At 71.6% G+C, this 25,029-nt stretch carries 20 protein-coding genes and 1 pseudogene; 7 read left to right on the plus strand and 14 right to left on the minus strand.

Annotated elements, in window-relative coordinates; translation table 11 throughout:
* Positions 1–121: 121 nt before the first annotated feature.
* The 3 genes from ACE3Q8_RS16120 to ACE3Q8_RS16130 form a co-directional block, all read right to left on the minus strand.
* Positions 122–1,888 carry a M10 family metallopeptidase gene (locus ACE3Q8_RS16120; protein WP_374471313.1) on the minus strand — a complete coding sequence of 589 codons (1,767 nt, stop codon included), beginning with the start codon at positions 1,886–1,888 and terminating at the stop codon, positions 122–124.
* 248 nt (positions 1,889–2,136) lie between these two features.
* Positions 2,137–2,856 carry an SIMPL domain-containing protein gene (locus tag ACE3Q8_RS16125; protein WP_374471314.1) on the minus strand — a complete coding sequence of 240 codons (720 nt, stop codon included), beginning with the start codon at positions 2,854–2,856 and terminating at the stop codon, positions 2,137–2,139.
* Positions 2,857–2,928: 72 nt separating this feature from the next.
* Positions 2,929–4,845, minus strand: coding sequence for a potassium transporter Kup (locus tag ACE3Q8_RS16130; protein ID WP_374471315.1), 1,917 nt, complete (start codon positions 4,843–4,845; stop codon positions 2,929–2,931).
* Between the two features lie 149 nt (positions 4,846–4,994).
* On the opposite strand from ACE3Q8_RS16130, the gene ACE3Q8_RS16135 reads away from it, so the two are divergent.
* The 4 genes from ACE3Q8_RS16135 (at position 4,995) to ACE3Q8_RS16150 (ending at position 10,492) form a co-directional block, all read left to right on the plus strand.
* Entirely contained in the window at positions 4,995–6,518 is a 1,524-nt protein-coding gene (locus ACE3Q8_RS16135; RefSeq protein ID WP_374471316.1) for a DUF4118 domain-containing protein, read from the plus strand.
* A complete protein-coding gene (locus ACE3Q8_RS16140) occupies positions 6,515–7,201 on the plus strand; it encodes a response regulator transcription factor (RefSeq protein ID WP_374471317.1) in 687 nt (228 codons plus the stop codon). Before ACE3Q8_RS16135 ends, ACE3Q8_RS16140 begins: the two co-directional genes overlap by 4 nt.
* A 234-nt stretch (positions 7,202–7,435) precedes the next feature.
* On the plus strand, positions 7,436–10,072 hold the full coding sequence (locus ACE3Q8_RS16145; RefSeq protein WP_374471318.1) for a glycoside hydrolase family 3 C-terminal domain-containing protein: 2,637 nt from the start codon (positions 7,436–7,438) through the stop codon (positions 10,070–10,072).
* 69 nt (positions 10,073–10,141) lie between these two features.
* Positions 10,142–10,492: a DUF6152 family protein gene (locus ACE3Q8_RS16150; protein WP_374471319.1), complete on the plus strand. Its 351-nt coding sequence runs from the start codon at positions 10,142–10,144 to the stop codon at positions 10,490–10,492.
* A gap of 60 nt (positions 10,493–10,552) precedes the next feature.
* Here ACE3Q8_RS16150 and ACE3Q8_RS16155 read toward each other — a convergent pair whose 3' ends face one another.
* Positions 10,553–11,161, minus strand: a complete 609-nt coding sequence (locus ACE3Q8_RS16155) for a hemerythrin domain-containing protein (RefSeq protein ID WP_374471320.1) — start codon at positions 11,159–11,161, stop codon at positions 10,553–10,555.
* A gap of 203 nt (positions 11,162–11,364) precedes the next feature.
* On the opposite strand from ACE3Q8_RS16155, the gene ACE3Q8_RS16160 reads away from it, so the two are divergent.
* Complete coding sequence (locus ACE3Q8_RS16160; protein WP_374471321.1) at positions 11,365–11,865, plus strand: SRPBCC domain-containing protein; 501 nt, start codon at positions 11,365–11,367, stop codon at positions 11,863–11,865.
* Positions 11,866–11,887: 22 nt separating this feature from the next.
* Here the strand turns inward: ACE3Q8_RS16160 and ACE3Q8_RS16165 are convergent, their stop codons facing one another.
* From ACE3Q8_RS16165 to ACE3Q8_RS16180, 4 genes are all read right to left on the minus strand, one after another.
* A complete protein-coding gene (locus ACE3Q8_RS16165) occupies positions 11,888–12,127 on the minus strand; it encodes a hypothetical protein (protein ID WP_374471322.1) in 240 nt (79 codons plus the stop codon).
* A gap of 9 nt (positions 12,128–12,136) precedes the next feature.
* Positions 12,137–12,427, minus strand: a complete 291-nt coding sequence (locus tag ACE3Q8_RS16170) for a hypothetical protein (protein WP_374471323.1) — start codon at positions 12,425–12,427, stop codon at positions 12,137–12,139.
* Between the two features lie 71 nt (positions 12,428–12,498).
* Positions 12,499–13,959 (minus strand): amidohydrolase, encoded by a 1,461-nt coding sequence (locus ACE3Q8_RS16175; protein WP_374471324.1) that lies wholly within the window; start codon positions 13,957–13,959, stop codon positions 12,499–12,501.
* Positions 13,960–14,101: 142 nt separating this feature from the next.
* Complete coding sequence (locus ACE3Q8_RS16180; protein ID WP_374471325.1) at positions 14,102–14,323, minus strand: hypothetical protein; 222 nt, start codon at positions 14,321–14,323, stop codon at positions 14,102–14,104.
* A 226-nt stretch (positions 14,324–14,549) separates the two neighbouring features.
* Here ACE3Q8_RS16180 and katG point away from each other — a divergent pair, with 226 nt between their 5' ends.
* Together katG and ACE3Q8_RS16190 are read left to right on the plus strand one after the other, a co-directional pair.
* A complete protein-coding gene (gene katG, locus ACE3Q8_RS16185; protein WP_374471326.1) occupies positions 14,550–16,796 on the plus strand; it encodes a catalase/peroxidase HPI in 2,247 nt (748 codons plus the stop codon).
* Positions 16,797–16,929: 133 nt separating this feature from the next.
* Positions 16,930–17,496: a cytochrome b gene (locus ACE3Q8_RS16190; protein WP_374471327.1), complete on the plus strand. Its 567-nt coding sequence runs from the start codon at positions 16,930–16,932 to the stop codon at positions 17,494–17,496.
* 21 nt (positions 17,497–17,517) lie between these two features.
* Here the strand turns inward: ACE3Q8_RS16190 and metH are convergent, their stop codons facing one another.
* The 6 genes and pseudogenes from metH to ACE3Q8_RS16220 all read right to left on the minus strand — a co-directional run.
* Entirely contained in the window at positions 17,518–20,163 is a 2,646-nt protein-coding gene (gene metH / locus ACE3Q8_RS16195) for a methionine synthase (RefSeq protein ID WP_374471328.1), read from the minus strand.
* A gap of 12 nt (positions 20,164–20,175) precedes the next feature.
* A complete protein-coding gene (locus ACE3Q8_RS16200) occupies positions 20,176–21,237 on the minus strand; it encodes a homocysteine S-methyltransferase family protein (protein WP_374471329.1) in 1,062 nt (353 codons plus the stop codon).
* The gene (gene metF / locus ACE3Q8_RS16205) at positions 21,234–22,154 is read right to left on the minus strand and encodes a methylenetetrahydrofolate reductase [NAD(P)H] (protein ID WP_374471330.1); all 921 of its coding nucleotides are present in this window, start codon (positions 22,152–22,154) and stop codon (positions 21,234–21,236) included. The genes ACE3Q8_RS16200 and metF overlap by 4 nt, the downstream gene beginning before the upstream one ends.
* On the minus strand, positions 22,151–23,122 hold the full coding sequence (locus tag ACE3Q8_RS16210; RefSeq protein ID WP_374471331.1) for an ArsR/SmtB family transcription factor: 972 nt from the start codon (positions 23,120–23,122) through the stop codon (positions 22,151–22,153). The genes metF and ACE3Q8_RS16210 overlap by 4 nt, the downstream gene beginning before the upstream one ends.
* 43 nt (positions 23,123–23,165) lie before the next feature.
* The gene (locus ACE3Q8_RS16215) at positions 23,166–24,836 is read right to left on the minus strand and encodes a calcium-binding protein (RefSeq protein ID WP_374471378.1); all 1,671 of its coding nucleotides are present in this window, start codon (positions 24,834–24,836) and stop codon (positions 23,166–23,168) included.
* A pseudogene (locus ACE3Q8_RS16220) lies at positions 24,837–25,029 on the minus strand (hypothetical protein); the annotation flags it as partial.

Raw genomic sequence — 25,029 nt, forward strand, 5'->3', positions numbered from 1 at the left:
TCCTTCCCCCGTCGTCATCCCCGGCTTTGCGCCGGGGACCCATGATCACCGCCGTCCGGGCGAAGATCATGGGCCGCCGGGACAAGCCCGGCCATGACGTGCGTGGGTGGAGCGCTCGTTCCTAGAACAGGAAGTCGCCGGCGGTGAGGGTGCGCTGGTTCAGCACCAGGAAGGCGAATTCCGGGTCACGGTCGCCGTCGAGGTTCCCCAGCACCACCGAGACGTTCAGGAAGCCCAGCGCCTTGGCCATGGCGTTGTCCACGTCGATGCCGAGCGCGCGGGTGGCGGCGCCCAGATTGCCGAAGGTCTGCACCATCACGTCGCCGACGTTCTTCAGGGAGCCGCTGACAAGCTGGAAACCCTGCCGGCCGGCCGCCGTGGGATCGGCGTCGAGGCCGCGGAAGTCGATCTTGTCGCCGCCGCCGAAGTCCAGGATCACGTCGGCCGAAATGGTCAGCTTGCGGATCTGGATCGGATCGCTCGCCACCTCGGCCACGAAGTGGTCCGCGCCCGAGCCGCCCAGCAGGATGTCGACGCCGTCGGAGCCGCGCAGGGTGTCGGCGCCGGCTCCGCCGTCCAGGATGTCCGTGCCGCCATCCCCGTAGAGGTCGTCGTCGCCGGCGTTGCCCTTCAGGTAGTTCGAGGCGCTGTTGCCCTGGATGAGGTCGTTGCCCGAGCCGCCGATGGCGTTCTCGATGGTCGCGCCGTAGGCGATGCCCACGTTGTCCACCAGACGCCCGGCGTTGGGATCGGCCGCGAGGTTGGCCATCCGGGTGTCGTAGGCCGCCTGGCTGAGCGGCGCGTAGCCGTCGGCCGCGCGGGTGGCGTTCACCTGCTCGAGGGTCGGCGCGTTCGCCTGGGTCACGCCGCCGATGCTCGACAGGTGGCCGGGGCGGAGGTCGATGATCTGGTTCGTGGCGTAGCCGGAGGCGTCGAGGGTGTCGATGCCGCCCGCGTCCCAGATGGCCATGACCGGCGCCGGGGTCTTGGTGAAGTCGAAGGCGTCGCGCCCGGCGTTGGAGTTGAAGCCGTAGGTGGTGTTGCCGGTGCGCGTGGTCATGTCCGCGCCGTACATCTGCTGGATGGCCAGGATGTCGTGCACCATGGGCGTGGCGCCGTAGGCGATGGTGCCGCGCAGGTAGTCGTGGTCCTGGATGCCGACCTCGCGCGGGTTCCAGTAGGACATGATGGTGTAGTTGCGGATGTCCTGGGCGTACTCCGCGCCGTTGGCGTAGTTCACGGTGAAGCCCGGGGCGAAATTGTAGTTGCCCGGGTGCGAGAGGCCCAGCGAGTGGCCGAACTCGTGGACCAGGGTGTTCAGCCCGTAGAGGCCTTCGTCGAACTGGAAGTTGGACGCGGTGGTCCCCGTCACCCAGACGTCTCCCACGATGTTGTAGGCCTGTTCATTGACGTGGGGGTCGGAGCTGACGCTGGCCGACGGCAGGCGGGCGTAGGCCTGGGTGCCGGGGCGGTTCATGACGTTGCCGAAGTTGATGTCGGCCTGGTCGACGCTGCTCTCCCGGAAGGAGATGGCCACCACGTCGTCCCAGTACTGGATGGCTTCGCGGGCGGCGGCCCGCTGCGCCTCGCTGAAGGCGCCGAAGCCGAAGTACTCGTTGAGCCCGTAGTATTCGCCCTCGTACTCGTAGACGTAGCCGTTGGTCTCGAGCTGCGCCTGGGTGTCGAAGAACCCGAAGTTGATGACCGTGGCGTCGCCGTCGCGCGGGATGCCCGTGACGCCCCAGGCCGTGCCGGTGCGGTTCAGGTAGTCCGCCGCCTCCTGCGCCGACCAAATCTCCTTACCGTTGAAAGTTCCGTCTTGGCCATCCAGGGTTGCATCTTCGTCGTCGAAGAAGAGATCCGGATCGTGCGGCTGGATATCGCTCATGGAAGGTAGGCCCCGTTAGGTGTGGATCGTGGGCGGGGCGGCCTCCCCAGGCCGCCGCCGCCAAGGCTCCCGTCCGGGCCGACGGAGATCGCGCGAAGGTGTCCCGCAGTGGCGGGTCATCTGCCTCTCCCCCGGTCCGAAAAGTAGCAGACGGCGAGCCTCACACGCCCTGCGTGTCACGTCATCCTGTGACGTCGGAAACATTTTTGTGACTTGATGTTACACCCGGGCCGGGCTTGGCCGCGCGCCTACCGGAGCCGGTAGGTGACGGTCGTCACCACCCGTATCTTCTTGAAAACCTGGGAAGAGGCGTCGTAGCCCACCTCGTCGCGGCCGAGGATTTCGAACGAACCCTGGGTCGCGGCCCGGATGCCGCTGAGCGTCGCGCCGGCGTCCCGGGCGAACTGCTGCGCCCCGCTGCGGGCGCTCGCCGTGGCCTCGGCGATCATCCCAGGCCGGACCTCGTTCAGCCGGGTGAACACATAGGACGGGCCGTTGTAGTCCTGCAGCACGACGCCCTGCCGGATGAGCTGGTCGAGCTGGCGCGTGGTCGCCTGCACGCGGTCCACGTCGTTGGTGCGGATGATCACGGTCTGGGCCACGCGATAGCGCGCCGCCACGCTCTGCTGCTGGTACTCGCGGGCGTACTGGTCGGTGACCTCCAGGCGCCCGAGGTCCACCTCGCCGGCCGGGTAGCCCTGGCTCGCCAGGAAGCGGCGCACGACGGCCGTGTCGCCGTCGATGTCGGCCTGCACCGCCTGCAGGTCGTCGCCGGCCGCGGCGAACTTCAGCGGCAGGACCGCGAGGTCGGACTTCACCACCCGCTCGGCCAATCCGCGCACGGTGACGCTCCGGTCCCCGACGCGGGCGTTCTCCACCCCCTTGCCGATGAAGGCGCCGGCCGCGGCGAGGCCGACGGCGACGAGGCCCCCTGCGACGGCGGCGGAGATCAGGCGGGTGTCGGGCATGGCGCGCCTCCGGCGGGGGTCCCACCGGAGGCTAACCGAGTCCGGCGGCGTGCGGCCACCCCGGCTCCGTCCCTAGACGGTCACCTGGGCGCCCAGCTCCACCACCCGCGAGGGCGGGATCTGGAAGAAGTCGGCCGGCCGCAGGGCGTTGCGCGCGAGGAAGACGAACAACAGGTCCTGCAGCGCCGCCAACCCGCGCCGGCGCCGCGCCATGTAGGTCCGGCGGCTGACGAAGAACGACGTCCTCATGATGTCGAAGCGCACGCCGCGCGCGCGCGCCAGGGTCAGTCCCGCCGCCACGTTCGGGGTCTCCATGAAGCCGAAGCTCAGCACCACGGACACGAAGCCGGGCGCCAGGGCCTCCACAGCCACCCGCTCGGCGTCCGCCAGGCGCGGCTTGCGCGCCACGATCACGCTGAGCAGCACCACCTGCTCGTGCAGCACCTGGTTGTGCTTCAGGTTGTGCAGCAGCGACGCCGGGACGCGGCCCGGCTCGGGCGTCAGGTACACCGCCGTTCCCTTCGCCCGCATGGGCGGCCGGGCGGACAGCATGGCCAGCACCTCCGCCACCGGCAGGTCGCCCGGCTCGGCGCGGGCCACCGCCGCCCGCCCCCGCCGCCACGTCCACATCAGCAGCACCCCGGCCGCGGCGATGCCCAGCGGCACAGAGCCGCCGTGGGCCACCTTCAGCAGGTTGGCGGCCAGGAAGGCGCCCTCCAGCGCGAGGAAGGGGGCGAACATCGCCGCCGCCTGCCACATCGGCCGGCTGCGCAACCGGTGGATCGCCACCACCGCCAGGGCGGAAGAGGTGATCATCGCGCCGACGACCGAGATGCCGTAGGCGCTGGCGAGCGCGCCCGACGAGCCGAACCCCACCACCAGGGCCGAGACCCCGGCCATCAGGATCCAGTTCACCTGCGGGACATAGATCTGGCCCGCGTGGGCCTCGGAGGTGGGCTGCAGCCGCATCCGGGGCAGCAGGCCGAGCTGGGTCGCCTGCTGGGCGAGGGAGAAGGCGCCCGAGATCACCGCCTGGCTGGCGATCACCGTCGCCGCGGTGGCGAGGCCGACGAGGGGCAGTTGCAGCCAGTCCGGCGCCAGCAGGAAGAACGGGCTGTCGGCGGTCTGCGGGTCGATCAGCGCGTTTGCGCCCTGGCCAAGGTAGTTCAACGTCAGGCACGGGAAGACCAGGCCGAGCCAGGTCCACTGGATCGGCCTGCGCCCGAAGTGGCCCATGTCGGCGTAGAGCGCCTCGGCCCCGGTGACCGTCAGGAACACCGAGCCCAGCACCGCCGGGGCAAGCGCAGGGTTCCGCGACAGCAGCGCCACGCCTTCCAGGGGGTTCAGCGCCGCCAGCACCTGCGGCGCGCGGAGCACCGCGGCCCCGCCGAGGATCGCCAGGGTCGCGAACCAGACGACGCAGACCGGCCCGAACAGGCGGCCGACAGCGCCCGTGCCCCGCCGCTGCGCCGCGAACAGGCCGATCAGCACCGCCAGGGCGATGGGGACAATGAAGGGGTCGATCCGCCCGTTCAGCGCCTCCACGGTCTTCAGCCCCTCCACCGCCGAGAGCACCGAGATGGCGGGGGTCAGCATGGCGTCGCCGAAGAACAGCCCGGCGCCCAGCATGCCGGCGCCCAGGATCAGCGCGCCGCCCGGGCCGCGCGTCCGCTGCACCAGCGCCATAAGCGAGAGCACCCCGCCCTCGCCGCGATTGTCGAAGCGGCTGAGGATCAGGACGTACTTGAGGGTGACGATGGCCATGAGCGCCCAGAACATCAGCGACACCACGCCGATCACGTCGTCCGTGGCCGCCACGCCGTGCGCGTCGCGCAGGTGGGCCACCGACTCCTTGAAGGCGTAGAGGGGGCTGGTCCCGATGTCGCCGTAGACCACCCCCGCGGAGGCGAGGGCCAGGACGAGAAAGGTGCGAAGGGAGGTTGGGCCGGCCGGGGCGTGGTCCGGCGTGGTGTCGACTGCTGCCGCCATTGGGGGCTCCGCGAATGGTCCGGCGGGCCTTCTGGCGCCGGGCGGCATAAAGAACCCATGTGGTTGTCCGGGCGCCGGGCGAGCGTCGCCTTGCGCCGGCGGCGGCGAAGGCCTTCTTGTGGGCGGAACCCGCGCGAAAGGACCGCGCCATGACCCCGACCGCCGCCACGCCCTGGCCGAAGCCGCCCGTCTGGGCGCGCTATGCTCTCGCCCTGCTCGCCGTCGCGCTGGCGACCCTCGCAGGCGTGCTGGTGGACGCCGCCTCCGGCGCGCCCAACGCCTCCCTGGTCTTCGTCCTGCCGGTGGTGCTCGCCGCCGCCCGCTTCGGGTGGGGCCCGGCGCTGGTGGCCGCCCTCGCCGGCGTCGTGGCCTTCAACTTCTTCCTCATCGAGCCGCGCCACACCCTGCGCGTGGCCGAGGCGTCGAACGTCTGGGCGCTCGCCCTGCTGCTCGCCGTCGCCGCGGTGGTCAGCGCCGTGGCCGCCGAGTCGCGCCGTCGGGCCGTAGCCGCGCGCGCCGCCGCCGACCAGGCCCTGGCGCTCCAGTCCCTCGCCCGGACCCTTGTCGGGGCGAGCTCGCGTCAGGCCATTGCCGATTGCTGCGCCGAGGCGGCCGCCCGCCTGTTCTCGGCCCCCTCGGTGGTCCTGCTTGAGGAACGCGGCCGCTTCGCCGCCCGCGCGGTGGCCGGCGGCGCACGCCTCTCCGAGGCCGACGAGGCGGCGGCGCGCTGGGCGCTGGGCGCGCGCCACGCCACCCGCGGCGGGGCGTATCCTACCCCGGAGGCCGAGTTCGACTTCTGGCCGGTGGTGACCGCCGCCCGCCAGTCGGCGGTCATCGGCCTTCGCCTGCAGGACCCCGACGCGGGTCGCCCCGAGGCGCCGGACCGCCTGGTCCAGATCGTCGAAGGCTACCTGGCCGTCGCCCTCGACCGCGAGGCCTACGCGCGGCGCGCGCTGCGCCGCGAGGTCCGCACCGCCGGCGAGCGGCTCAAGGCCGACCTGCTCGCGGCCGTCTCCCACGACCTGAAGACCCCGCTCTCCACCATCGTCGTCACCCTGCAGAGCCTGCGGCGGTTCGAGCGCGAGCACGACGCCGAGACCCGGTCCGAGCTGCTGGCCGCCGCCGAGGCCGAGGCGGCCCGGTTGGGACGCATGGTGGAGAACCTGCTCGACATGGGCCGCATGGAGGCCGGAGCCGTGGGCGTCCAGACCGCGGCGACGGATCCCAGCGTGCTGGCGACCGCCGCGCTGGCGCGCGTGGCGGGCGCCCTCGCCGGCCACCGGGTGGCGAACGAGATCCGCCGCGGCGGAGCCCCGTTCGCCGCCGACCCGGCCCTCTTCGAGACTGCGCTCGTCAACCTGCTGGAGAATGCCGGCAAGTACGCACCGGCCGGCTCGACGGTGACCCTCCGCGTGGGCCGCGCGGACGACCAGGGCTGGATCGAGGTGCTGGACGAGGGCCCGGGCTTCGATCGCCCGCCCGAGACCCTGTTCGAGAAGTTCGTCCGGGGCCGGGAGGGCGACGGCCGCCCGCCCGGCACGGGGCTAGGCCTTTCCATCGCCGAGAGCTTCGCCAAGGCGCAGGGCGGGGCGCTGGAGGCGGGCAACCGCGAAGACGGTCCGGGCGCCTGGGTCCGCCTGCGCGTGCCGCTCGCCAGGACCGTCCCGGCGTGAGCGAGGCCGCCGACCCCGCCACCGTCCTCGTCGTCGAGGACGATCCGAGCCTGGGCGCCGCCCTCGCCGCGACGCTCAAGGCCGCGGGCCACCGGCCGGTGCGCGCCCGGACCGCCGCCGAAGGCCTGCGCTGGTTCGCCCACTACGCCCCCGACGTGGTGCTCCTCGACCTCGGCCTGCCGGACCGCGACGGCCTGGGGGTGATCGCCGAGATCCGCGCCCGAGGGGCCGTGACGCCGATCGTCGTCCTCTCCGCGCGGGGCGCCGAGGCCGTGAAGGTCCAGGCCCTCGACCTGGGCGCCGACGACTACGTCCACAAGCCGTTCGGGGTCGACGAGCTGCTCGCCCGGCTGCGCGCCGCCCTCCGCCACGGCGTCCAGGCCCGCGGCTCGGCGCCCGTGGTCACCGCGGGCGACGTCGTCCTCGACCTTGGCCGCCGGGCCGTCGCCCGCGCCGGCCAGCCGGTGAAGCTCTCGCCCAAGGAGTACGACCTGCTCTGCGAGCTGGCCCTCAACCTCGACCGGCCGGTGGCGCACGCCGACCTGCTGCGCGCCGTCTGGGGCAGCGAGCGGGCCGACATCCAGTACCTGCGCGTCTACATGGGGCAGTTGCGCCAGAAGCTGGGCGCCGAGCGCCTGCTCTCGGTCCCCGGAGTCGGCTACAGGCTGAGCGCCGCCCCTTGAATTCCGGAGCCTGCGCCCCACATCAGGCGGGATCGCGCGGCGGCCTCCCCTTCCCCCAAGGCCGACGCGACGGGTGTGCGGCCCTGGCGCCTTAGATGGCTGCCGGGGCCGCCTTCGTTTCAGCTCCCCGCACAGCCCGCCGCCAAACCCGTTGGACAGTCGCGGCGCTTCGATGGTAGCGGTAACGCAAGCGCGGCCGTCCGAGCCCGCGCATCAGAACGCACGGAGGAAACGGTGGCTCTCAGGGCATGGCTGATCGGCGCGTGGCTGGCGTCCACGGCGCTTTGCGGAAGTGCGGCGGCGCAGCCCGCAGGCCAGCCCTGGCGCGACGTCCAGCGCGATCCCGAGCAGCGCGCCGCCGCGCTGGTCGCGGCCATGACGCTGGAGGAGAAGTCCCGCCAGATCGGCCACGCGGCCCCCGCGATCCCGCGCCTCGGCGTCCCGGCCTACAATTGGTGGAACGAGGGCCTGCACGGCGTCGCCCGCGCCGGCTTCGCCACCGTCTTCCCGCAGGCCATCGGCATGGCCGCCACCTTCGACCCGGCGCTGATGCAGGAAAGCGCGGGCGTCATCTCCACCGAGTTCCGCGCCAAGTACGCCGAGCGCGTCGCGCCCGACGGCTCCACCGACTGGTACCGCGGGCTGACGGTGTGGTCGCCCAACATCAACATCTTCCGGGATCCCCGCTGGGGGCGCGGCCAGGAGACCTACGGCGAGGATCCGCACCTCACCGGCCGCATGGGCGTCGCCTTCATCCGCGGCCTGCAGGGCGACGATCCCAAGTACTTCAAGACCATCGCCACCTCGAAGCACTTTGCCGTCCACTCCGGCCCGGAATCCAACCGTCACCGCGAGGACGTCCACCCCAGCGCCCACGATCTCGAGGCCACCTACCTGCCGGCGTTCCGCGCCACGGTCACCGAGGGCAAGGTCCAGGCGGTGATGTGCGCCTACAACGCCGTCGACGGGATCCCCGCCTGCGCCAGCGAGGACCTGCTGGAGACGCGGCTGCGCAAGGCCTGGGGCTTCAAGGGTCACGTGGTCTCCGACTGCGGGGCGGCCGCCAACCTCTACCGCGAAGACAGCCTGGCCTGGGTGAAGACGCCGGAGGAGGCGATCGCCAAGGCTCTCGGCGCGGGCATGGACCTGGTCTGCGGCGACTACCGCGCGGACTGGAACATGGAGGCGGGCGCCGTCGTCTCGGCGGTGCAGAAGGGGGTGATGCCCGAAGCCCTCGTGGACCGGGCGCTGACCCGGCTGTTCGCCGACCGGATCCGGCTTGGCCTGTTCGATGCGCCGGCCGCCGTGCCGTTCTCCGAGATCACCGCCGGCCAGAACGACACGCCGGAGCACCGCGCCCAGTCTCTGAAGATGGCCAAGGCGTCGATGACGCTGCTGAAGAACGACGGCCTGCTGCCGCTGAAGGCGGCGCCGCGCCGCATCGCGGTGATCGGCCCGAACGCCGACAGCGTCGACGCCCTGATCGGCAACTACTACGGCACGCCGTCCCAGCCGGTGACCGTGCTGGCCGGCCTGAAGGCCCGCTTCCCGAACGCCCAGATCGTGCATGTGGAGGGCGCCGGCCTCGTCGGCCCGGCCGCCCCGCCCGTGCCCGACGCGGCCTTCTGCGTCGACGCCGCCTGCCGCACCAAGGGCCTGAGGCAGGAGACCTTCGCCGGGGTGAACCTCGAGGGCGCGGCCTCGGAGACCCGGACCGTCGCGAACGCCGCCTTCGACTGGACCGGCGACCGCCAGAGCTCGGCCCGGTGGACCGGCTTCATCACGGCGCCCGAGACCGGCGAATACCGCTTCCGCTTCGCCAGCGACAACGGCTACCGCGTCTTCGTCGACGGCAAGGCCGTGGTCGACGAATGGGGCGTGGGCGACGCGCCCTCGATCCTCGACGGCGCGATCCGGCTGGAGGCCGGCAAGCGTTATCCGATCCGCGTGGAGGGCTTCCAGCGCGGGGTGAAGGGCCGACAGCGCCTGGTCTGGAGCCTGCCCGGCGCGAACGGCGACGACGTCGTGGCCGCGGCCCGCAACGCCGACCTCGTGGTGTTCGTGGGCGGCCTCACCGCCCGCGTCGAGGGCGAGGAGATGAAGCTGGAGGTGCCGGGCTTCGCCGGCGGCGACCGCACCAGCCTCGACCTGCCCGCCCCGCAACAGCAGCTCCTCCAGCGCGTCCACGCGACCGGCAAGCCGGTGGTCCTGGTGCTGATGAACGGCAGCGCGCTGTCGGTGAACTGGGCCGACGCCAACCTGCCGGCCATCGTCGAGGCCTGGTATCCGGGCGGCGAGGGCGGCCACGCCGTCGCCCAGCTCATCGCCGGGGACTACAGCCCGGCCGGCCGGCTGCCGGTGACCTTCTACCGCTCGGCCGACCAACTCCCGCCGTTCGGCGACTACCGGATGGCCGGCCGGACCTACCGCTACTTCACCGGCGAGACGCTCTACCCCTTCGGCCACGGCCTCAGCTACACGCGCTTCGCCTATGCCGGGGCCCGGGCCGAAGCCCCCGCCCAGGGCCGTCCGGCCAGCGTCTCGGTGGATGTCACCAACACCGGGGGGATGGACGGCGACGAGGTGGTGCAGCTCTACCTCAGCCATCCCGGCAAGGCGGGCGCGCCGGTCCGCACCCTGCAGGGCTTCCAGCGCATCCACCTGAAGCGGGGGGAGACCCGCACGGTCCGCTTCACCCTGGACGACCGGGCGCTCAGCGTCGTCGATGACAAGGGCGAGCGCCGAGTCGAGCCCGGCCGGGTGGAGATCTTCGTGGGCGGCGGCCAGCCCATCGCCCGGCCTGGCCTGGCCGAGCCGCCGGGAGCCCGCACCACCCTCACCCTGACCGACCGCAGGGTCCTGCCGAAGTAGGGGGCGGAGGTCTGCCTGGGGGGCGGGCCGCGTGGTAAGCTCTGAAGAGGACCCCATGGAGCACGCCCGATGATCCGTCCCCTCGTCCTCGCCGCCGGTCTCGCCCTCGCCACCGGCACGGCCGCCCTCGCCCATCACGGCTGGAGCTCGTACGACGCCCAGAAGGTGATCCGCGTCACCGCGCCGGTCTCCGACCTCGCCTGGGAGAACCCGCACGCCACCGCCAAGGTCGCCTACCAGGGCCGCACCTGGGACGTGATCCTCGCGCCGCTTGCCCGGATGGAGACCCGCGGCCTCACCCGCCAGATGCTGGCCGCCGGCCAGCCGATCACCCTGGAAGGCTATCCGCGCAGCGACGGGACGCCGGAGATGCGCCTGGAGCGCGTCACCGTGCAGGGCAAGGTCGTCGAACTCCGCTGACCCGTCCCCGCCCCTCCCCCCGTGCAGCGGACCGGGAGAGGCGGGAGAGGGCCTGAGCCGCTACTGCAGGGCCGGGCCTTCGCTCACGCCGTCCTGGAACGAGCGCGGCTCGGCGGCCGGACGGCCCTCGGCCTCCACGCCCTTGGCGTAGCGCTCGTATTCCTCGCGGAAGCGGTGCGTCAGGAAGGTCTGGTTGTCGTACTCCTCGCGGATCTTGAGGAACCAGGTCCCCTCCTCCTCGAAGATGTGGTGCAGCACCGCGCCCCGGATGTGCTCCCACTTCTCGTCCCAGCCCTTGGCGTCGCTCACCGGGTCGATGCGCTCGAGCTCGGCCATCTGCATCTTGGCCGTGGTCTGCTCGGTGTAGGCCATGCCCGCGTGGTGCTTCTCGCCGGCCTTGGCCAGGGCGGGATAGAGGACCACCTCCTCGGCCAGGCTGTGCCCGTTCAGCACCATGGCCAGCCGCTTCATGGCCGCCACGCGGCCCGGCCCGTCCTGCGCCTGCCGCCCCGCCTCGAAGGCGGCGCGGATCTCGTCGTGGTGGTCGAGAGCCATGGACAGCCAGTCGCCGGGCATGGCCGCCTCGCGGGCCTTGCGCGTCGCCTCGGCGCGCTTCTCGTCACTCTCGGGCGGGGTGATGGCCCCGAGGGCCTTGTCGATGATGGACATGGGCAGCGCTCCGTCGGTCAGGGACCCGGCGCACGGGTTTCGTATCCCGGCCGGGATACCGCCGCTAACCGGCCGGCGCGGGCGCCGGTTCCGCCCGCGCCTCCCGCTCGACCAGGCGCGCTCATGATGATCGTGTCGGCTTCGCGCGCGCTCGTTCGTCCTTCCTTTGGATCGGACGAGATCCCGAGAGGAAAGGAAGCCACATGGCCCAGAGCGCCCAGCCCGAGCGGACGGAGAACCCGACCACCGTCGCGCGGAAGTCCGAGCGCGAGCTCGTCGTCACGCGAACCTTCGACAGCCCCCTGGCCGCGGTGTTCGAGGCCTGGACCCGGCCCGAGCTCTTCAAGCTGTGGTGGGCGCCGGCGTCCATGGGCGCGGTGCTCAACGTCTGCGAGATCGACGCCCGTACGGGCGGCGGCTACCGGATCATGTTCGGCGAGGGACCGGAGTCGGCCACCTTCTTCGGCAGGTACCTCGAGGTGACGCCGCCCGCGCGCCTGGTCTGGACGAACGAGGAGAGCGAGGAGGCGCCGGTCACCACCGTCACCTTCGAGAGCCAGGGCGACGGCACGCTGCTGGTCCTCTCCGAGCTCTATCCCTCCCCCGAGCCCCTCGGCGAAGCCGTCGCCGGGATGCAGGCCATGGCCGCCGAGCAGTTCGCTCAGCTCGACCAGCTCCTCGCCTCGCGCCGCCCTCCGCCTTGACCCCGCTCGGCCTGGGCCGCGATCATCCGTGGCTGTCGAGGATCTCGTAGCCGCAGCGCAGGACGATCAGGCGGTCGGGCCGCTCCCGGGCGCAGGCCCGGAACATCTCGCGCGCCACCCCGAGGCTGGCGGCCCGGGCCAGCACCTGCTGCGGGGCCCGCCGCGCCTCGTCCCACAGCTCGATCAGGTACGGCAGCCCGCCCGCGGCGATCGGCAGGGGACCCGCGGTCGCCTGCAGCTCGTTGCGCCGTCCCTCGTCCATCCGCAGCCCTCAGTGGGACCGTTTCGTCCAGCGGCTCAGGACCCGGCCCCTGTGCGTCAGGGTGATGTCCCGTTCGGGGTTCTCGCGCACCGCGGCGTAGTAGGCGGCGTAGCCGATCGAGGCGTTGGCCGTCACCGCCGCCACGGCCTGCACGAAGGAGCCGCTCGCGTCCCAGACCTCCACCTTGTAGGGCAGCTCGTCCCCGAGGAACGGCAGCGGTGGGCCGAACCCGCCGCCCTCGCCCTCGTCGTCTCCCGCATCGCCCGCAGGCAGGCAGGACGTGATCACGACGTGGAGCAAGCTGGACCTCCGGTTGTGGCGTGGGCGCCGGACACTCCCGGCGCCGCACGCGTCTGTCAACACCCGCGCGCCTACTCCGACGCGCCGGCCTTGGCGCGGTAGTCCAGCGGCGGCGGACGGTCGCCGACCATGGCCTTGTAGACGAAGTCCTTGCCGCGCTTGCGGTCGAGCTCGGCCTTGGCTTGGTCGATCAGCGCGGGGTCGCGGAACAGGGTCGCGCCGGTCAGGGCCAGGCTCTTGGCGGCCACCGCGCCGCCCTTGGTGGCCATGCTGGTCCCGCCGGCGGCGACCGCCTGCCAGCTATGTCCCGGCGTCCCCGGCACCCAGGTGGCCGCGCTCATGCCCACGGTCGGGGTCACCCAGCTCACGTCGGCCACGTCGGTGGAGCCGCCGCCCGAGCCGCCGATCTCCATCGGCTGGATCTCGGCCGCGCTCTCCAGGGTGGCGTTGGTGGGCGGAAGCTGCTTGGCCATCGCCTCGGCGAAGGCCCGCTCCTGGGCGTCCCACTTCACCCCGCCCACCTCGTGCAGGTTCCGGTCCATGACCTTCGCCAGGGTCTCGTTGGGCAGCATGTTGTAGACGCCGCCGGTCTGCTCGAAGCTCACCTTGGTCTCGGTGGCCATCGCCGCGCCCTCGGCCGCCTTCTGCAGGCGGGCGGTGACGTCGCGGACGACCTGCGGATCGGCGTGGCGGACGTAGTAGTAGACCTCCGCCTTCTCCGGCACGACGTTCGGCGCGCTGCCGCCGTCGGTGATGACGTAGTGGATGCGGGTGCCGTCGGGCACGTGCTCGCGCATCATGTTCACGGCGGCGTTCATCACCTCCACGGCGTCCAGGGCCGAGCGGCCGCGCCAGGGGGCGCCGGACGCGTGCGACGAGGCGCCGGTGAAACGGAACTTGCCGCTGATGTTGGCCAGGCTGACCCCCTGGCTCGCGTCGTTCTCGGCGCCCGGGTGCCAGTGCAGGGTGGCGTCCACATCCTGGAACAGGCCGGAGCGGACCATGTAGACCTTGCCCGAGCCGCCCTCTTCGGCCGGCGTGCCGTAGACCCGGACCTCGCCCTTCACCCCATTGGCCTTCATCCACTGGCTGAGCGTGATCGCCGCCTGCACCGAGGCCGCGCCGAAGATGTGGTGGCCGCAGGCGTGGCCGGCGATCCCCGGGACCGCCTTGCGGGTCGGCTCGGCGGCCTGGGCCATGCCCGGCAGCGCGTCGAATTCGGCGAGGATCGCCAGCACCGGGCCCTCGCCCGTCTTGAAGCTCGCCACGAAGGCGGTGGGCATGCCGGCGACGCCGGCATCGACCTTGAAGCCCGCCTTCTTCAGCTCCGACTGCAGCAGGGCCGAGCTCTTGGTCTCCTGATAGCCGACCTCGGCCCACCCCCAGATCTGCTTGGCGACCTCGCCCATCCGCGGGGCGCCCTTGTCCACCGCCGCCGTGATCTGGCTCTTGTCGGCCGCCGTCAGCTCCGCCGCCTGCCCCGGCCCAGCCATCGCGACCATAGCCGCCGCCGCCAGAAGATACCGCTTCATCGAACGCCCCTCACTCCCGCGCACCGTGCGCGCCGGAGCGATTGGTAGACCATGCGCGCCACCGGGGGAAAGGCGCCGGCGCCGCTTTCGCGCCGGCACGCCGTAAGCGGCGGCCGGCGAGGCGGCGAGGGGCGCGGGCGCCTCAGTGGCGGGCGGCCTCGCGCTCGGCCTGGTCCATCCGGGCGATGGTCAGGGCGAGTTGCAGGCCGGCCTCAAGGTCGTCGTATCCGGTGTCCGGGAACATCCTCAGCATCACGACCCGCACCGCGGCGGCCTCGCCCTTGCGTCCTGAGCCGCAGACCTCCGTCAGGGCGGCCGAACCTTCGAGGGAGACCAGGGTCTTTGCGATTTCGACTGGAGTCACGCGTGCGCTCCTTCCGCAGGGGCGCGACCAGGCGCGCGCCCAGCTTGCCAATTGACGATAACGCCGAAAACGAAAGCGCGGCAACGGACGCTTTTGACTCTAAAGGCGGAATCTTCTTTGCCGCGGCGCAGCATCGAGCGGGCCGATGGCGGCCATCGGAATTTTCGCTTTGCCAGCCTCCGGAAGCGGGTCGCCTAATGCCCGCAATTCTCGGGAGGACACCCAGATGGACGACGCCAGCCCCCTCTCCAACCCCAGGAAGGAACGCGCCGCGCTCCGCAGCCTGCTCGGCCGCACCAACCGCGACTGGTGGCCCAACCAGCTCTCGCTGGAGATCCTTCACCAGCACGGCCGCCACGGCAATCCGATGGGCGACGGCTTCAACTACGCCGAAGCGTTCGAGACCCTCGACTACGCGGCGGTGAAGCGCGACCTCACCGCACTGATGACCGACAGCCAGCCCTGGTGGCCGGCCGACTACGGCCACTACGGCCCGTTCTTCATCCGGATGGCCTGGCACAGCGCCGGCACCTACCGCACCGGCGACGGGCGCGGCGGCGCGAACTCGGGCAACCAACGCTTTGCGCCGCTGAACAGCTGGCCCGACAACGCCAACCTCGACAAGGCGCGGCGCCTGCTCTGGCCGATCAAGAAGAAGTACGGCGCCAAGCTGTCCTGGGCCGACCTGATGATCATGGCCGGCAACGTGGCCTTCGAATCCATGGGCGCGCCGGTGTTCGGCTTCGGCGGCGGTCGGGAGGACATCTTCGAGCCCGAGAAGGACATCTACTGGGGCACCGAGGAGCAGTGGGTCGGCCAGGAGGGCAACCTCACCCGCATCGACGAGGAGTCCGGCCGCGCGCTGGAGAACCCGCTGGCCGCCATCCAGATGGGCCTCATCTACGTCAACCCGGAGGGCCCGGGCGGCAATCCGGACCCGCTGAAGTCGGCGCGCGACATCCGCATCACCTTCGCGCGGATGGGCATGAACGACGAGGAGACCGTCGCGCTGACCGCCGGCGGCCATACCTTCGGCAAGTGCCACGGGGCCGGCGACGCCAAGAAGGTGGGGGTCGAGCCCGAGGGCGCCGACATCGCCCAGCAGGGCCTCGGCTGGACGTCCAGCCACGAGAGCGGCATGGCCGACCACACCATCACCAGCGGCCTGGAAGGCCCTTGGACGCCCACGCCGATCCAGTGGGACATGAGCTATTTCCACATGCTGCTCGACTACGAGTACGAGCTGGTCCGCAGCCCGGCCGGCGCGAAGCAGTGGCAGCCCAAGGGGCAGAGGCCGGAAGACATGGCGCCGGGAGCCCACAGCCCCGACCGCCGCGTGCCGACCATGATGACCACCGCCGATCTCGCGTTCCGCGAGGACCCGCAGTACCGGGCGATCTGCGAGCGGTTCCGCAACAACCCCGACCAGTTCGCCGACGCCTTCGCGCGGGCCTGGTTCAAGCTCTGCCACCGCGACATGGGCCCGAAGAGCCGCTATCTCGGTCCCGAGGTGCCGGCCGAGGACCTGATCTGGCAGGACCCGATCCCGCCGGTGGATCACGCGCTGGTCGACGACGCGGACATCCGGACGCTCAAGGACCGCCTGCTGGCCAGCGGCCTGTCGGTCGCCGACCTGGTGCGCACCGCCTGGGCGTCCGCGGCCACCTATCGCGGCTCCGACCACAGGGGCGGCGCCAACGGCGCGCGCATCCGGCTGGCCCCGCAGAAGGACTGGGAGGTCAACGAGCCGGAGAAGCTGGCCCGCGTGCTGAAGGTGCTCGAGGGCATCAAAGCCGACTTCGACGCCTCCGCCCCCGGCGGCAAGAAGATCTCGCTCGCCGACCTTATCGTGCTGGGCGGCTCCGCCGGCATCGAGAAGGCGGCCCGCGACGCCGGCCGCCCCGTGGAGGTCCCCTTCGTCCCGGGCCGCACCGACGCCACGGCCGAGCAGACCGATGCGGAGAGCTTCGAGGTCCTGGAGCCCAAGGCCGACGGCTTCCGCAACTACCTGCAGGTGCGCTTCAGCGTGCCGACGGAGGAGCTGCTGGTCGACCGCTCCCAGTTGCTCGGCCTCTCCGCACCGGAGATGACCGCCCTGGTGGGCGGCCTGCGGGTGCTGGGCGTCAACCACGCCGACCAGAAGCACGGGGTCCTCACCGACCGTCCGGGCCAGCTCACCCGGGACTTCTTCGTCAACCTGCTCGACATGGGCACGGCGTGGAAGCAGGTGGACGACAGCGGCGACGAGGTCTTCGTCGGCACGTGCCGGCGGACGCACGAGGAGAAGTGGACGGCCACCCGCACGGACCTGGCGTTCGGCGCCAACTCCCAGCTTCGGGCCATCGCTGAGGTCTACGCCTCAGACGACGCCGACGAGAAGTTCGTCCAGGACTTCGTGAAGGCGTGGTGCCGGGTGATGAACGCCGACCGGTACGACCTGCCCTGGGCCCAGCGCCACGGCCGCGCCGCCTGAGCCCCGCGCCGCCCTCTCCCGCCCCGGCGGGAGAGGGTCAGGCCGGGCCCGAGGCCCCTTGCGAACGCCGCTTGCGCCATATCAAGGCGGAGCTTGACCACCCTGGACAGCCTGGGCGGACAGGAGTCCGTCCATGTCCTTCGTGAACACCCGCACGGCCTACGGCTGGGCGGCCATCGCCCTCCACTGGATCAGCGCCGCGGGAGTCGTGGCCCTCTACCTGCTCGGCGAGCGCATGGAAGAGGCGTCCGGCCGCGCCGAGAAGATCGCCGCCATGAACCTGCACGTCTCTGTGGGCGTGCTGCTATTCACCTTTCTGGTCGCCCGCATGCTCTGGAGCGCGTCCCAGCCGCATCCAGGCTCGCTGGAGCACAATCGCGCCTTCCGCACCCTCGCCCGAGCGGTGCAGGGTCTGTTCCTGCTGATGATCGCCGTGCTGCTGATCACCGGCCCGCTGGCGGTCTGGTCGACGGGGCGGCCGCTGGAAGTGTTCGGCGCCTTCGCCATCCCGACCCCATTCGCCACCCGCGTGGAGTGGCTGCACGAGCTCACCGAGACGGTCCACGGCGCGGCGACCAAGCTGTTCTGGCCGCTGATCGTCCTGCATGTCGCCGGCGCCCTGAAGCACCTCGTCTTCGATCGCGACGCCACGCTGCAGCGCATGCTCTGGGTCCGCCGCCCGCACCTTACGGCGGAGTAGGTCGCGTGAGCGCGCCCCGGGTCAGGGCTCGTAGTTCAGGATCGGGGCGAGCCAGCGCTCTGCGGTCTTCACGTCCCAGCCCTTGCGGCGGGCGTAGTCTTCCACCTGGTCGCGCTCAATCCGACCGACGCCGAAGTAGTGCGCCTCCGGATGGGCGAAGTAGAGGCCCGAGACGGCCGCCGGCGGCGTCATGGCGAAACTCTCGGTGAGTTCCAGGCCGATCTGCGGCGTCGCCTGCAGCAGCGCGAACAGCGTCGCCTTCTCCGTGTGGTCGGGCTGGGCCGGATAGCCGGGGGCCGGGCGGATGCCGCGGTACTGCTCGGCGATCAGGGTGTCGATGTCGAACGGCTCGTCGGGCGCATAGCCCCAGAGTTCGGTGCGCACCTTCCGGTGCAGGGCTTCCGCAAACGCCTCGGCCAGGCGGTCGGCCAGCGCCGTGAACAGGATCGCCGAATAGTCGTCGCCGGCCGCCTTGAATTCGGCCGCCCGCTCCAGCTCGCCGATCCCGGCGGTCACCGCGAAGCCGCCCACATAGTCCGCCTTCGTCCCTGCCGGCGCCACGAAGTCGGCCAGCGCCACGTTCGCCTGCCCGCCGGACTTCAGCATCTGCTGGCGAAGGGTGTGCAGCCGGGCGAGCTCGGCCGTGCGGCCCTCGTCGGCGTAGAGCACCACGTCGTCGCCGTCGGCGTTGGCCGGCCAGAAGCCGACCACGCCGCGGGCCTCCAGCAGGCCCTCCTGGATGATCCGGTCCAGCATCCGCTGGGCGTCCTCGAAGAGGTCGGTGGCGGCCTTGCCGACCACGTCGTCCTCGAGGATCTGCGGGTAGCGGCCGACCAGCTCCCAGCTCGCGAAGAACGGGGTCCAGTCGATGTGCCGGCGCAGCTCGTTCAGGTCGAAGGGCGCGAAGGTGCGCACGCCCAGGAAGCTGGGCTTCGGCGGGTCGTAGGCGCTCCAGTCCGGGGTGAAGGCGTTGTCGCGCGCCTCGGCCAGGGTGGCGCGGGCGCGGTTGCCCTGCCCGCGGGCGTACTGCTCGCGGACCTTCTGGTAGTCGGCCGCCGTCTCCGCCAGGAACCGGTCGCGCTCGGTCGACGACAGCAGGTTCGAGACCACGCCGACCGCGCGGCTGGCGTCCAGCACATAGGTCGTCGAGCCCGCCTTGTACTGCGGGGCGATCTTCACGGCCGTGTGGGTCTTGGAGGTGGTGGCGCCGCCGATCAGCAGCGGGATGTCGAAACCGCGCCGCTCCATCTCGCCGGCCACGAAGACCATTTCGTCGAGCGAGGGCGTGATCAGGCCGGACAGCCCGATCATGTCCACCTCATGCGCCACGGCTTCGTCGAGGATCCGGTCGGCCGGGACCATGACGCCGAGGTCGATGACCTCGTAGTTGTTGCACTGCAGGACCACGCCCACGATGTTCTTGCCGATGTCGTGGACGTCGCCCTTGACGGTCGCCATCAGGATCTTGCCGGCGCTCTCGCGCGGCTTGCCTTCCTTCTCGGCCTCCATGAACGGCAGCAGGTAGGCCACCGCCTGCTTCATCACCCGGGCGGACTTGACCACCTGGGGCAGGAACATCTTCCCCGCGCCGAACAGGTCGCCGACCACGTTCATCCCGTCCATCAGCGGGCCTTCGATGACGTGCAGCGGCCGCTCGGCCTGCTGGCGCGCCTCCTCGGTGTCCTGCTCGATGAACTCGGTCACCCCATGGACCAGGGCGTGCTTCAGCCGCTCGGCCACCGGCGCATCGCGCCACTCGAGACTCGGCCCCTTCGCCTCGCCCTTCTGGCCCTTGTACTTGGGCGCCAGGTCCACCAGCACCTCGGTGGGCGAGCGGCCATCGGCCCTCTTGCGATTGAGGATCACGTCCTCGACGGCCTCACGCAGCTCGGGATCGATGTCGTCATAGACCGGCAGGTCGCCGGCGTTGACGATGCCCATGTCCATGCCCGCGGCGATGGCGTGGTACAGGAACACCGAGTGGATCGCCCGCCGCACCGGCTCGTTGCCGCGGAACGAGAAGCTGACGTTGGAGACCCCGCCCGAGACGCGGGCGTGCGGCAGCCCCGCCTTGATCCGCCGCGTGGCCTCGATGAAGTCCACGGCGTAGTTGTCGTGCTCCTCGATCCCCGTCGCCACGGCGAAGATGTTGGGGTCGAAGATGATGTCTTCGGGCGGGAAGCCCACCTTCCGGGTGAGGATCCGGTAGGCGCGCTCGCAGATCTCGAACTTGCGGTCCTGGGTGTCGGCCTGGCCCACCTCGTCGAAGGCCATCACGACCACCGCCGCCCCGTAGCGCAGACACTGCTTCGCCTGCTCGACGAACTTGGCCTCGCCCTCCTTCAGGCTGATCGAGTTGACGATCGCCTTGCCCTGGACGCATTGCAGCCCGGCCTCGATCACCTCCCACTTGGAGCTGTCGATCATCACCGGGACGCGCGCGATGTCCGGCTCCGCCGCCACCAGGTTCAGGAACGTCCGCATGGCCGCGACCGAGTCCAGCAGGCCTTCGTCCATGTTGACGTCGATGACCTGGGCCCCGGCCTCCACCTGCTGGCGCGCCACGCTCAGCGCCTCGGGGTAGTTGCCCTCGGCCACGAGCTTGCGGAATTTGGCCGAGCCGGTGACGTTCGTCCGCTCGCCGACGTTCACGAAGATGGGGCGCATGTACTCTTTCGGTCAGGCGAGTTCGAACGGTTCCAGCCCGGCGAGCCGCATGGCCGTCGGACGCTCGGGGATCTGCCGGGGCTTCATCCCCTTCACCTCGTCCGCCACGTGGCGGATGTGGTCCGGGGTGGTGCCGCAGCAGCCGCCGAGGATGTTCACCAGGCCGTGCTCGGCCCACTCGTGCAGCATGTGGCCGGTCTGGTCCGGCGTCTCGTCGTACTCGCCCATGGCGTTGGGGAGCCCGGCGTTGGGATAGGCCGAGACCAGGGTGTCGGCGATCCGCGCCAGCTCGGCGATGTGCGGCCGCATCAGCTCGGCGCCGAGCGCGCAGTTCAGGCCGACGGCGAAGGGCTTGGCGTGCTTCACCGAATTCCAGAACGCCTCCACCGTCTGTCCCGACAGCGTGCGGCCGGAGCGGTCGGTGATGGTCCCGCTGATCCAGATCGGCAGCTTCTCGTAGCCCTGGTCCTCGAGGTCGAGGATGGCCTTGATGGCCGCCTTGCAGTTCAGGGTGTCGGTGATGGTCTCGATCAGGAACATGTCGACGCCGCCCTCGTGCAGCGCCCGCACCTGCTCGGCGTAGGCCGCATAGACCTGTTCGAAGGTCACCTTGCGCGCGCCGGGATCGTTCACGTCCGACGACATGGACAGCATCACCGGCAGCGGCCCGATGGAGCCGGCCACGAACCGCGGCTTCTCCGGCTCCTTCGCGGTCCAGGCGTCGGCCCGGGCCCGGGCGATCCGCGCGCCTTCCAGGTTGATGTCGCCGACCGCGGCTTCCATCCCGTACTCGGCCTGGCCGATCGAGGTGGCCGAGAAGGTGTTGGTCTCCGAGATGTCGGCGCCGGCCGCGTAGTACTGGTCGTGGAGGTCGGCGATGATGTCCGGCCGCGTCAGGCACAGCAGGTCGTTGTTGCCCTTGAGCTGCCCCGGCGCGTCGCCGAACCGGCCGCCGCGGTAGTCAGCCTCGTCCAGGCCGCGCTTCTGGATCATCACGCCCCAGGAGCCGTCGAGGATCAGCACCCGCTGCCGGGCGGCGGCCTTCAGCGCCGCGATGCGTTCCTGCCTGGTCATGCCGCGGCCTCCTTCGGCTCGGGTTCGCTCTCGCGCACGCCCAGCACCCGGCAGATGGCGTAGGTCAGCTCGGCGCGGTTCAGCGTGTAGAAGTGGAAGTCGGCGAAGCCTTCCTCGGCCAGCCGGGCGCACATCTCGGTGGCGATGGAGGCGGCGATCAGCCGGCGGGTCTCCGGGTCCTTGTCCAGGCCCTCGAAGAGGTTGGCCAGCCACTGCGGCAGCTCGATGCCGATGGGTCCGGCCATCTTCTTCAGGCCCTTGTAGTTGGTCACCGGCATGATCCCCGGCGAGATCGGGATGGTGACGCCGGCCTTGCGGACCTTCTCCATGAAGCGGAGGAAGCCGTCGATGTCGAAGAAGAACTGGGTGATCGCCCGCGTCGCGCCCGCGTCGACCTTGGCCTTCAGCACGTCGATGTCGTGGTCGATCCCGCTGCTCTCCGGGTGCACCTGCGGATAGAGCCCGACGCTGACCTCGAAGTCGCCGATGGCCTTGATGCCGGCGGTCAGCTCGGTGGCGTTGCGGTAGCCGTCGGAGCGCGGCGTGTAGGCGCCGCCGATCTGGCCCGGCGGGTCGCCGCGGAGCGCCACGATGTGGCGGATGCCGGCGTCCCAGTAGTCGCGGATCACCTCGTCCACCTCGGCCCGGCTGGCCTCGACGCAGGTCAGGTGGGCGGCGGGCTTCAGGGTGGTCTCGGAGAGCATGCGCAGCACGGTGCGGTGCGTGCGGTCCCGGGTGGAGCCGCCCGCGCCGTAGGTCACCGACACGAAGGAGGGATTCAGCGGCTCGAGCCGCCGGATGGCCTCCCACAGGCTCTCCTCGGCCTCGGGGGTCTTCGGCGGGGAGAACTCGAACGAGACGTTGGGGCGGGGGCGTCCGCCCACGCCGGCGCGGGCGATGGGGCCGAGCGCGGTCATGCGGCGGTCCTCTGGGGCTGGCGGGCGCGCTGGGCGGCCCAGATCTTGACGGTCAGCCCGCCTTCGCGGGCGGGCGGCAGGGCTTCGGCGTCCACGTGGACGAGGCCCTCCTGGGCGAGCCACCGGGCCATCTCGGCGTCGGAGAAGCCCAGCCGTCGGTGCTGGTGCTGCTCGCGCAGGTACTCGAGATTGTGCGGCGCGAAGTCGACGATCAGCAGCTTGCCGCCGTCGGCGACGATGCGGGCGGCCTCCTTCACGGCGGCGGCCGGGTCGGCGAGGTAGTGCAACACCTGGTGGACGACCACGAGGTCGGCGCTGGCGTCGGGCAGGCGGGTGGCGAAGATGTCCCCGTGGCGCAGCTCGCAGCGCTGCAGGCCGGCTTCCGAGACGTGGTTCCGCGCGATGTTCAGCATCTGCTGCGACAGGTCGAGGCCCAGCGCCTGGTCGGCGTGGGGGCCCAGCAGGGTCAGCATCCGCCCGGCGCCCGTGCCCAGGTCGACGAGGCGGCGGAACGGCCCCTCGCCGGCGGCCTTCAGGATCGCCGCCTCGACGTCTCGTTCGGAGATGTACAGCGAGCGGATCTCGTCCCAACGGGCGGCGTTGCGCGCGAAGTATTCGGACGCCGCGTCGGCGCGCTCGGCGCGCACGGCCGACAGCCGGTCGGCATCGCGGGCCAGCACCGGGTCGGCCGGATCCACGCGACCCAGCACCTCGCCCGCCAGCTCCCCGGCTTGCCCGCCGCCCGTGAGGCGGTAGAACACCCACGCCCCGTCCGGAAACCGCTCGACGAGACCCGCTTCTGCGAGCAGCTTCAGGTGGCGGGAGACCCGCGGCTGGCTCTGGTCCAGCACCCGGCAGAGCTCGAGCACGGCCAGCTCGTCTCGGGCCAGCAGCGCCAGGATGCGCAGGCGCGTCGGCTCGCCCGCCGCGCGGAGCACGTCAACAGCCTGGCCCGCCGAGAGCTTCATGGGCCATATAAAGATATCTTTATGTGTTTATGTCAAGGCGTCGTCAGGCGCCGAACACCCATCCCGGCGAGAGGGACGAGAGCTGGACGTTGACCAGCACGAGCTGGGCGTCGGGACCGGTGGTCACCACCACGTCGGCGTTCACCTGGGTGGCCGACCAGGTCGCCCCGGGCAGAAGCTGCACGCGGTCGCCCTCGGCGGCGTTGAAGTCCAGCACACGGTCGAGGCCGGCCTCGGCGAAGGTGTGGAACACGTCGGCGCCGGCGCCGCCCGACAGGGTGTCCGCTCCACGGTCGCCGGACACGAAGTCGTCGCCGGCCCCGGCCCGGACGATGTCGTCGCCCTGGCCGCCGCGGGCAATGTCGGCGCCGTCGCCGCCCTCCAGGGTGTCGTTCCCGAGGTTGCCGTAGACGATGTCGTCGCCGGCGTCGCCGAACAGCACGTCCTGGTCCTTGCCGCCGACCACCCAGTCGGCGCCCTCGCCGCCGGAGACGGTGTCGTCGCCCATGTTGCCGTGCACGTCGTCGAAGGCCGCGCCGCCGGAGATGGAGTCGTCGCCGTCGTCGCCGCGCAGGTAGTCCTGCTCGACCATGCCCTGGATGGTGTCGTTCCCCGCGCCGCCCCAGACGGAGTCCTTGCCGCCCGGGGCCCAGCCGCCGATGGTCACGTCGCGGTCGGCCCGCACCAGGTCGTCGCCGCCGCCGGCTTCGATCCACTCCCCGGTGTCGCCGCCCTCATAGGTCTCGCCCAGGTCGCCGCCGTGCACCTTGACGCCGAGGCCTTCCATAACCACCCGCTGGAAGCCCTGGGCGATGGCGCCCGGGCCCTCGTGGGCCTGGTTGAGCCAGACCTGCTCCACCCGCCAGCTCCGAAGCACAAGCGTGTTCGACCCGCTGCCGCCGTCGAGCACCAGCCGGTCGGTGGCGTTGAGGTCCTCCAGCCAGACGGCGTCGTCGCCCGCCCCGCCGGTGACGGTCCGCAGCACCTGCGGCGTGTCCCAGAGCTCGCCCCAGCGACCGACGACGAGGGTGTCGTTGCCGTCGCCGCCGTCGACCACCGCGTCGTAGATCGAGGCGCTGATCCCGTCGTCGCCCGCTCCGCCCAGCAGGGTGTCGGCGCCGGGCGCAACGCCGCCCACGCCGGGGATGGCGCTCTGCAGGCTGTCGTTCCCGTCGCCGCCCTCCAGGCGATCGGCCCCGTGGTGGCCGGTCAGGACGTCGTTCCCCGCTCCGCCCAGCAGGGTGTTGGACGCGGTGTCCATCATGGTGATGTCGCTGAGGAAGGCGGCCATCAACTGGTCGTCGCCGTCGCCCCCGTCCAGCAGGTCCGCCCCCGCCTGGCCGGCCAGGATGTCGGCGCCGCCGCGGCCCACCAGGGTGTCGGCCCCGTCGAACCCGTTCAGGCGGTTGCGGCCGTCGTCACCGCGCAGCACGTCGGCGAACAGCGAGCCACCCAGGTCCTCGATGTTGAGGATGGTGTCGACGCCCTCGCCGGTGTCCTGCGGCCCGGTGATCGCCAGGTCGACCGTCACCGGACCCGCGGCGGCGGTGAAGCTGAGGTTGTCGCTGCCCGGGAACTGCGCCGGCAGGGTGAAGTCGTCGGCGTCGCCCGGCCCGCCGTCGATGTAGTCGTTGCCGGGGCCGCCCACGAGGCCGTCGCGCCCGGCGCCGGCCAGCAGGGTGTCGTTCCCGGCCCCGCCGCGCAGACTGTCCACGTCGTCGCCGCCATCGAGCCGGTCGTCGCCGTCCTCACCGTCGAGGACGTCCGTGCCCGCACCGCCCTCCAGGGTGTCGCCGCCGCCCGCGCCGTAGAGGCGAGGGGGGGCCCCCGGGGCCCCGAGGGGGGGGGGGGGGGGGGGGGGGGGGTTGGGGGTGGTGGGCGGCGGGGGCGGGGATGGTGCCCAAACC

This window comes from Phenylobacterium sp., assembly GCF_041913825.1.
Classification (GTDB): domain Bacteria; phylum Pseudomonadota; class Alphaproteobacteria; order Caulobacterales; family Caulobacteraceae; genus Phenylobacterium.

Coding starts and splice junctions, on each gene's coding strand:
- katG (WP_374471326.1), top strand. CDS start 14,550: ATGGACGACGCCAGCCCCCTCTCCAACCCCAGGAAGGAACGCGCCGCG.
- ACE3Q8_RS16165 (WP_374471322.1), bottom strand. CDS start 12,127: ATGGACGAGGGACGGCGCAACGAGCTGCAGGCGACCGCGGGTCCCCTG.
- metF (WP_374471330.1), bottom strand. CDS start 22,154: ATGACCGCGCTCGGCCCCATCGCCCGCGCCGGCGTGGGCGGACGCCCC.
- ACE3Q8_RS16210 (WP_374471331.1), bottom strand. CDS start 23,122: ATGAAGCTCTCGGCGGGCCAGGCTGTTGACGTGCTCCGCGCGGCGGGC.
- ACE3Q8_RS16135 (WP_374471316.1), top strand. CDS start 4,995: ATGACCCCGACCGCCGCCACGCCCTGGCCGAAGCCGCCCGTCTGGGCG.
- ACE3Q8_RS16200 (WP_374471329.1), bottom strand. CDS start 21,237: ATGACCAGGCAGGAACGCATCGCGGCGCTGAAGGCCGCCGCCCGGCAG.
- ACE3Q8_RS16160 (WP_374471321.1), top strand. CDS start 11,365: ATGGCCCAGAGCGCCCAGCCCGAGCGGACGGAGAACCCGACCACCGTC.
- ACE3Q8_RS16120 (WP_374471313.1), bottom strand. CDS start 1,888: ATGAGCGATATCCAGCCGCACGATCCGGATCTCTTCTTCGACGACGAA.
- ACE3Q8_RS16125 (WP_374471314.1), bottom strand. CDS start 2,856: ATGCCCGACACCCGCCTGATCTCCGCCGCCGTCGCAGGGGGCCTCGTC.
- ACE3Q8_RS16150 (WP_374471319.1), top strand. CDS start 10,142: ATGATCCGTCCCCTCGTCCTCGCCGCCGGTCTCGCCCTCGCCACCGGC.
- ACE3Q8_RS16130 (WP_374471315.1), bottom strand. CDS start 4,845: ATGGCGGCAGCAGTCGACACCACGCCGGACCACGCCCCGGCCGGCCCA.
- ACE3Q8_RS16190 (WP_374471327.1), top strand. CDS start 16,930: ATGTCCTTCGTGAACACCCGCACGGCCTACGGCTGGGCGGCCATCGCC.
- ACE3Q8_RS16175 (WP_374471324.1), bottom strand. CDS start 13,959: ATGAAGCGGTATCTTCTGGCGGCGGCGGCTATGGTCGCGATGGCTGGG.
- ACE3Q8_RS16155 (WP_374471320.1), bottom strand. CDS start 11,161: ATGTCCATCATCGACAAGGCCCTCGGGGCCATCACCCCGCCCGAGAGT.
- metH (WP_374471328.1), bottom strand. CDS start 20,163: ATGCGCCCCATCTTCGTGAACGTCGGCGAGCGGACGAACGTCACCGGC.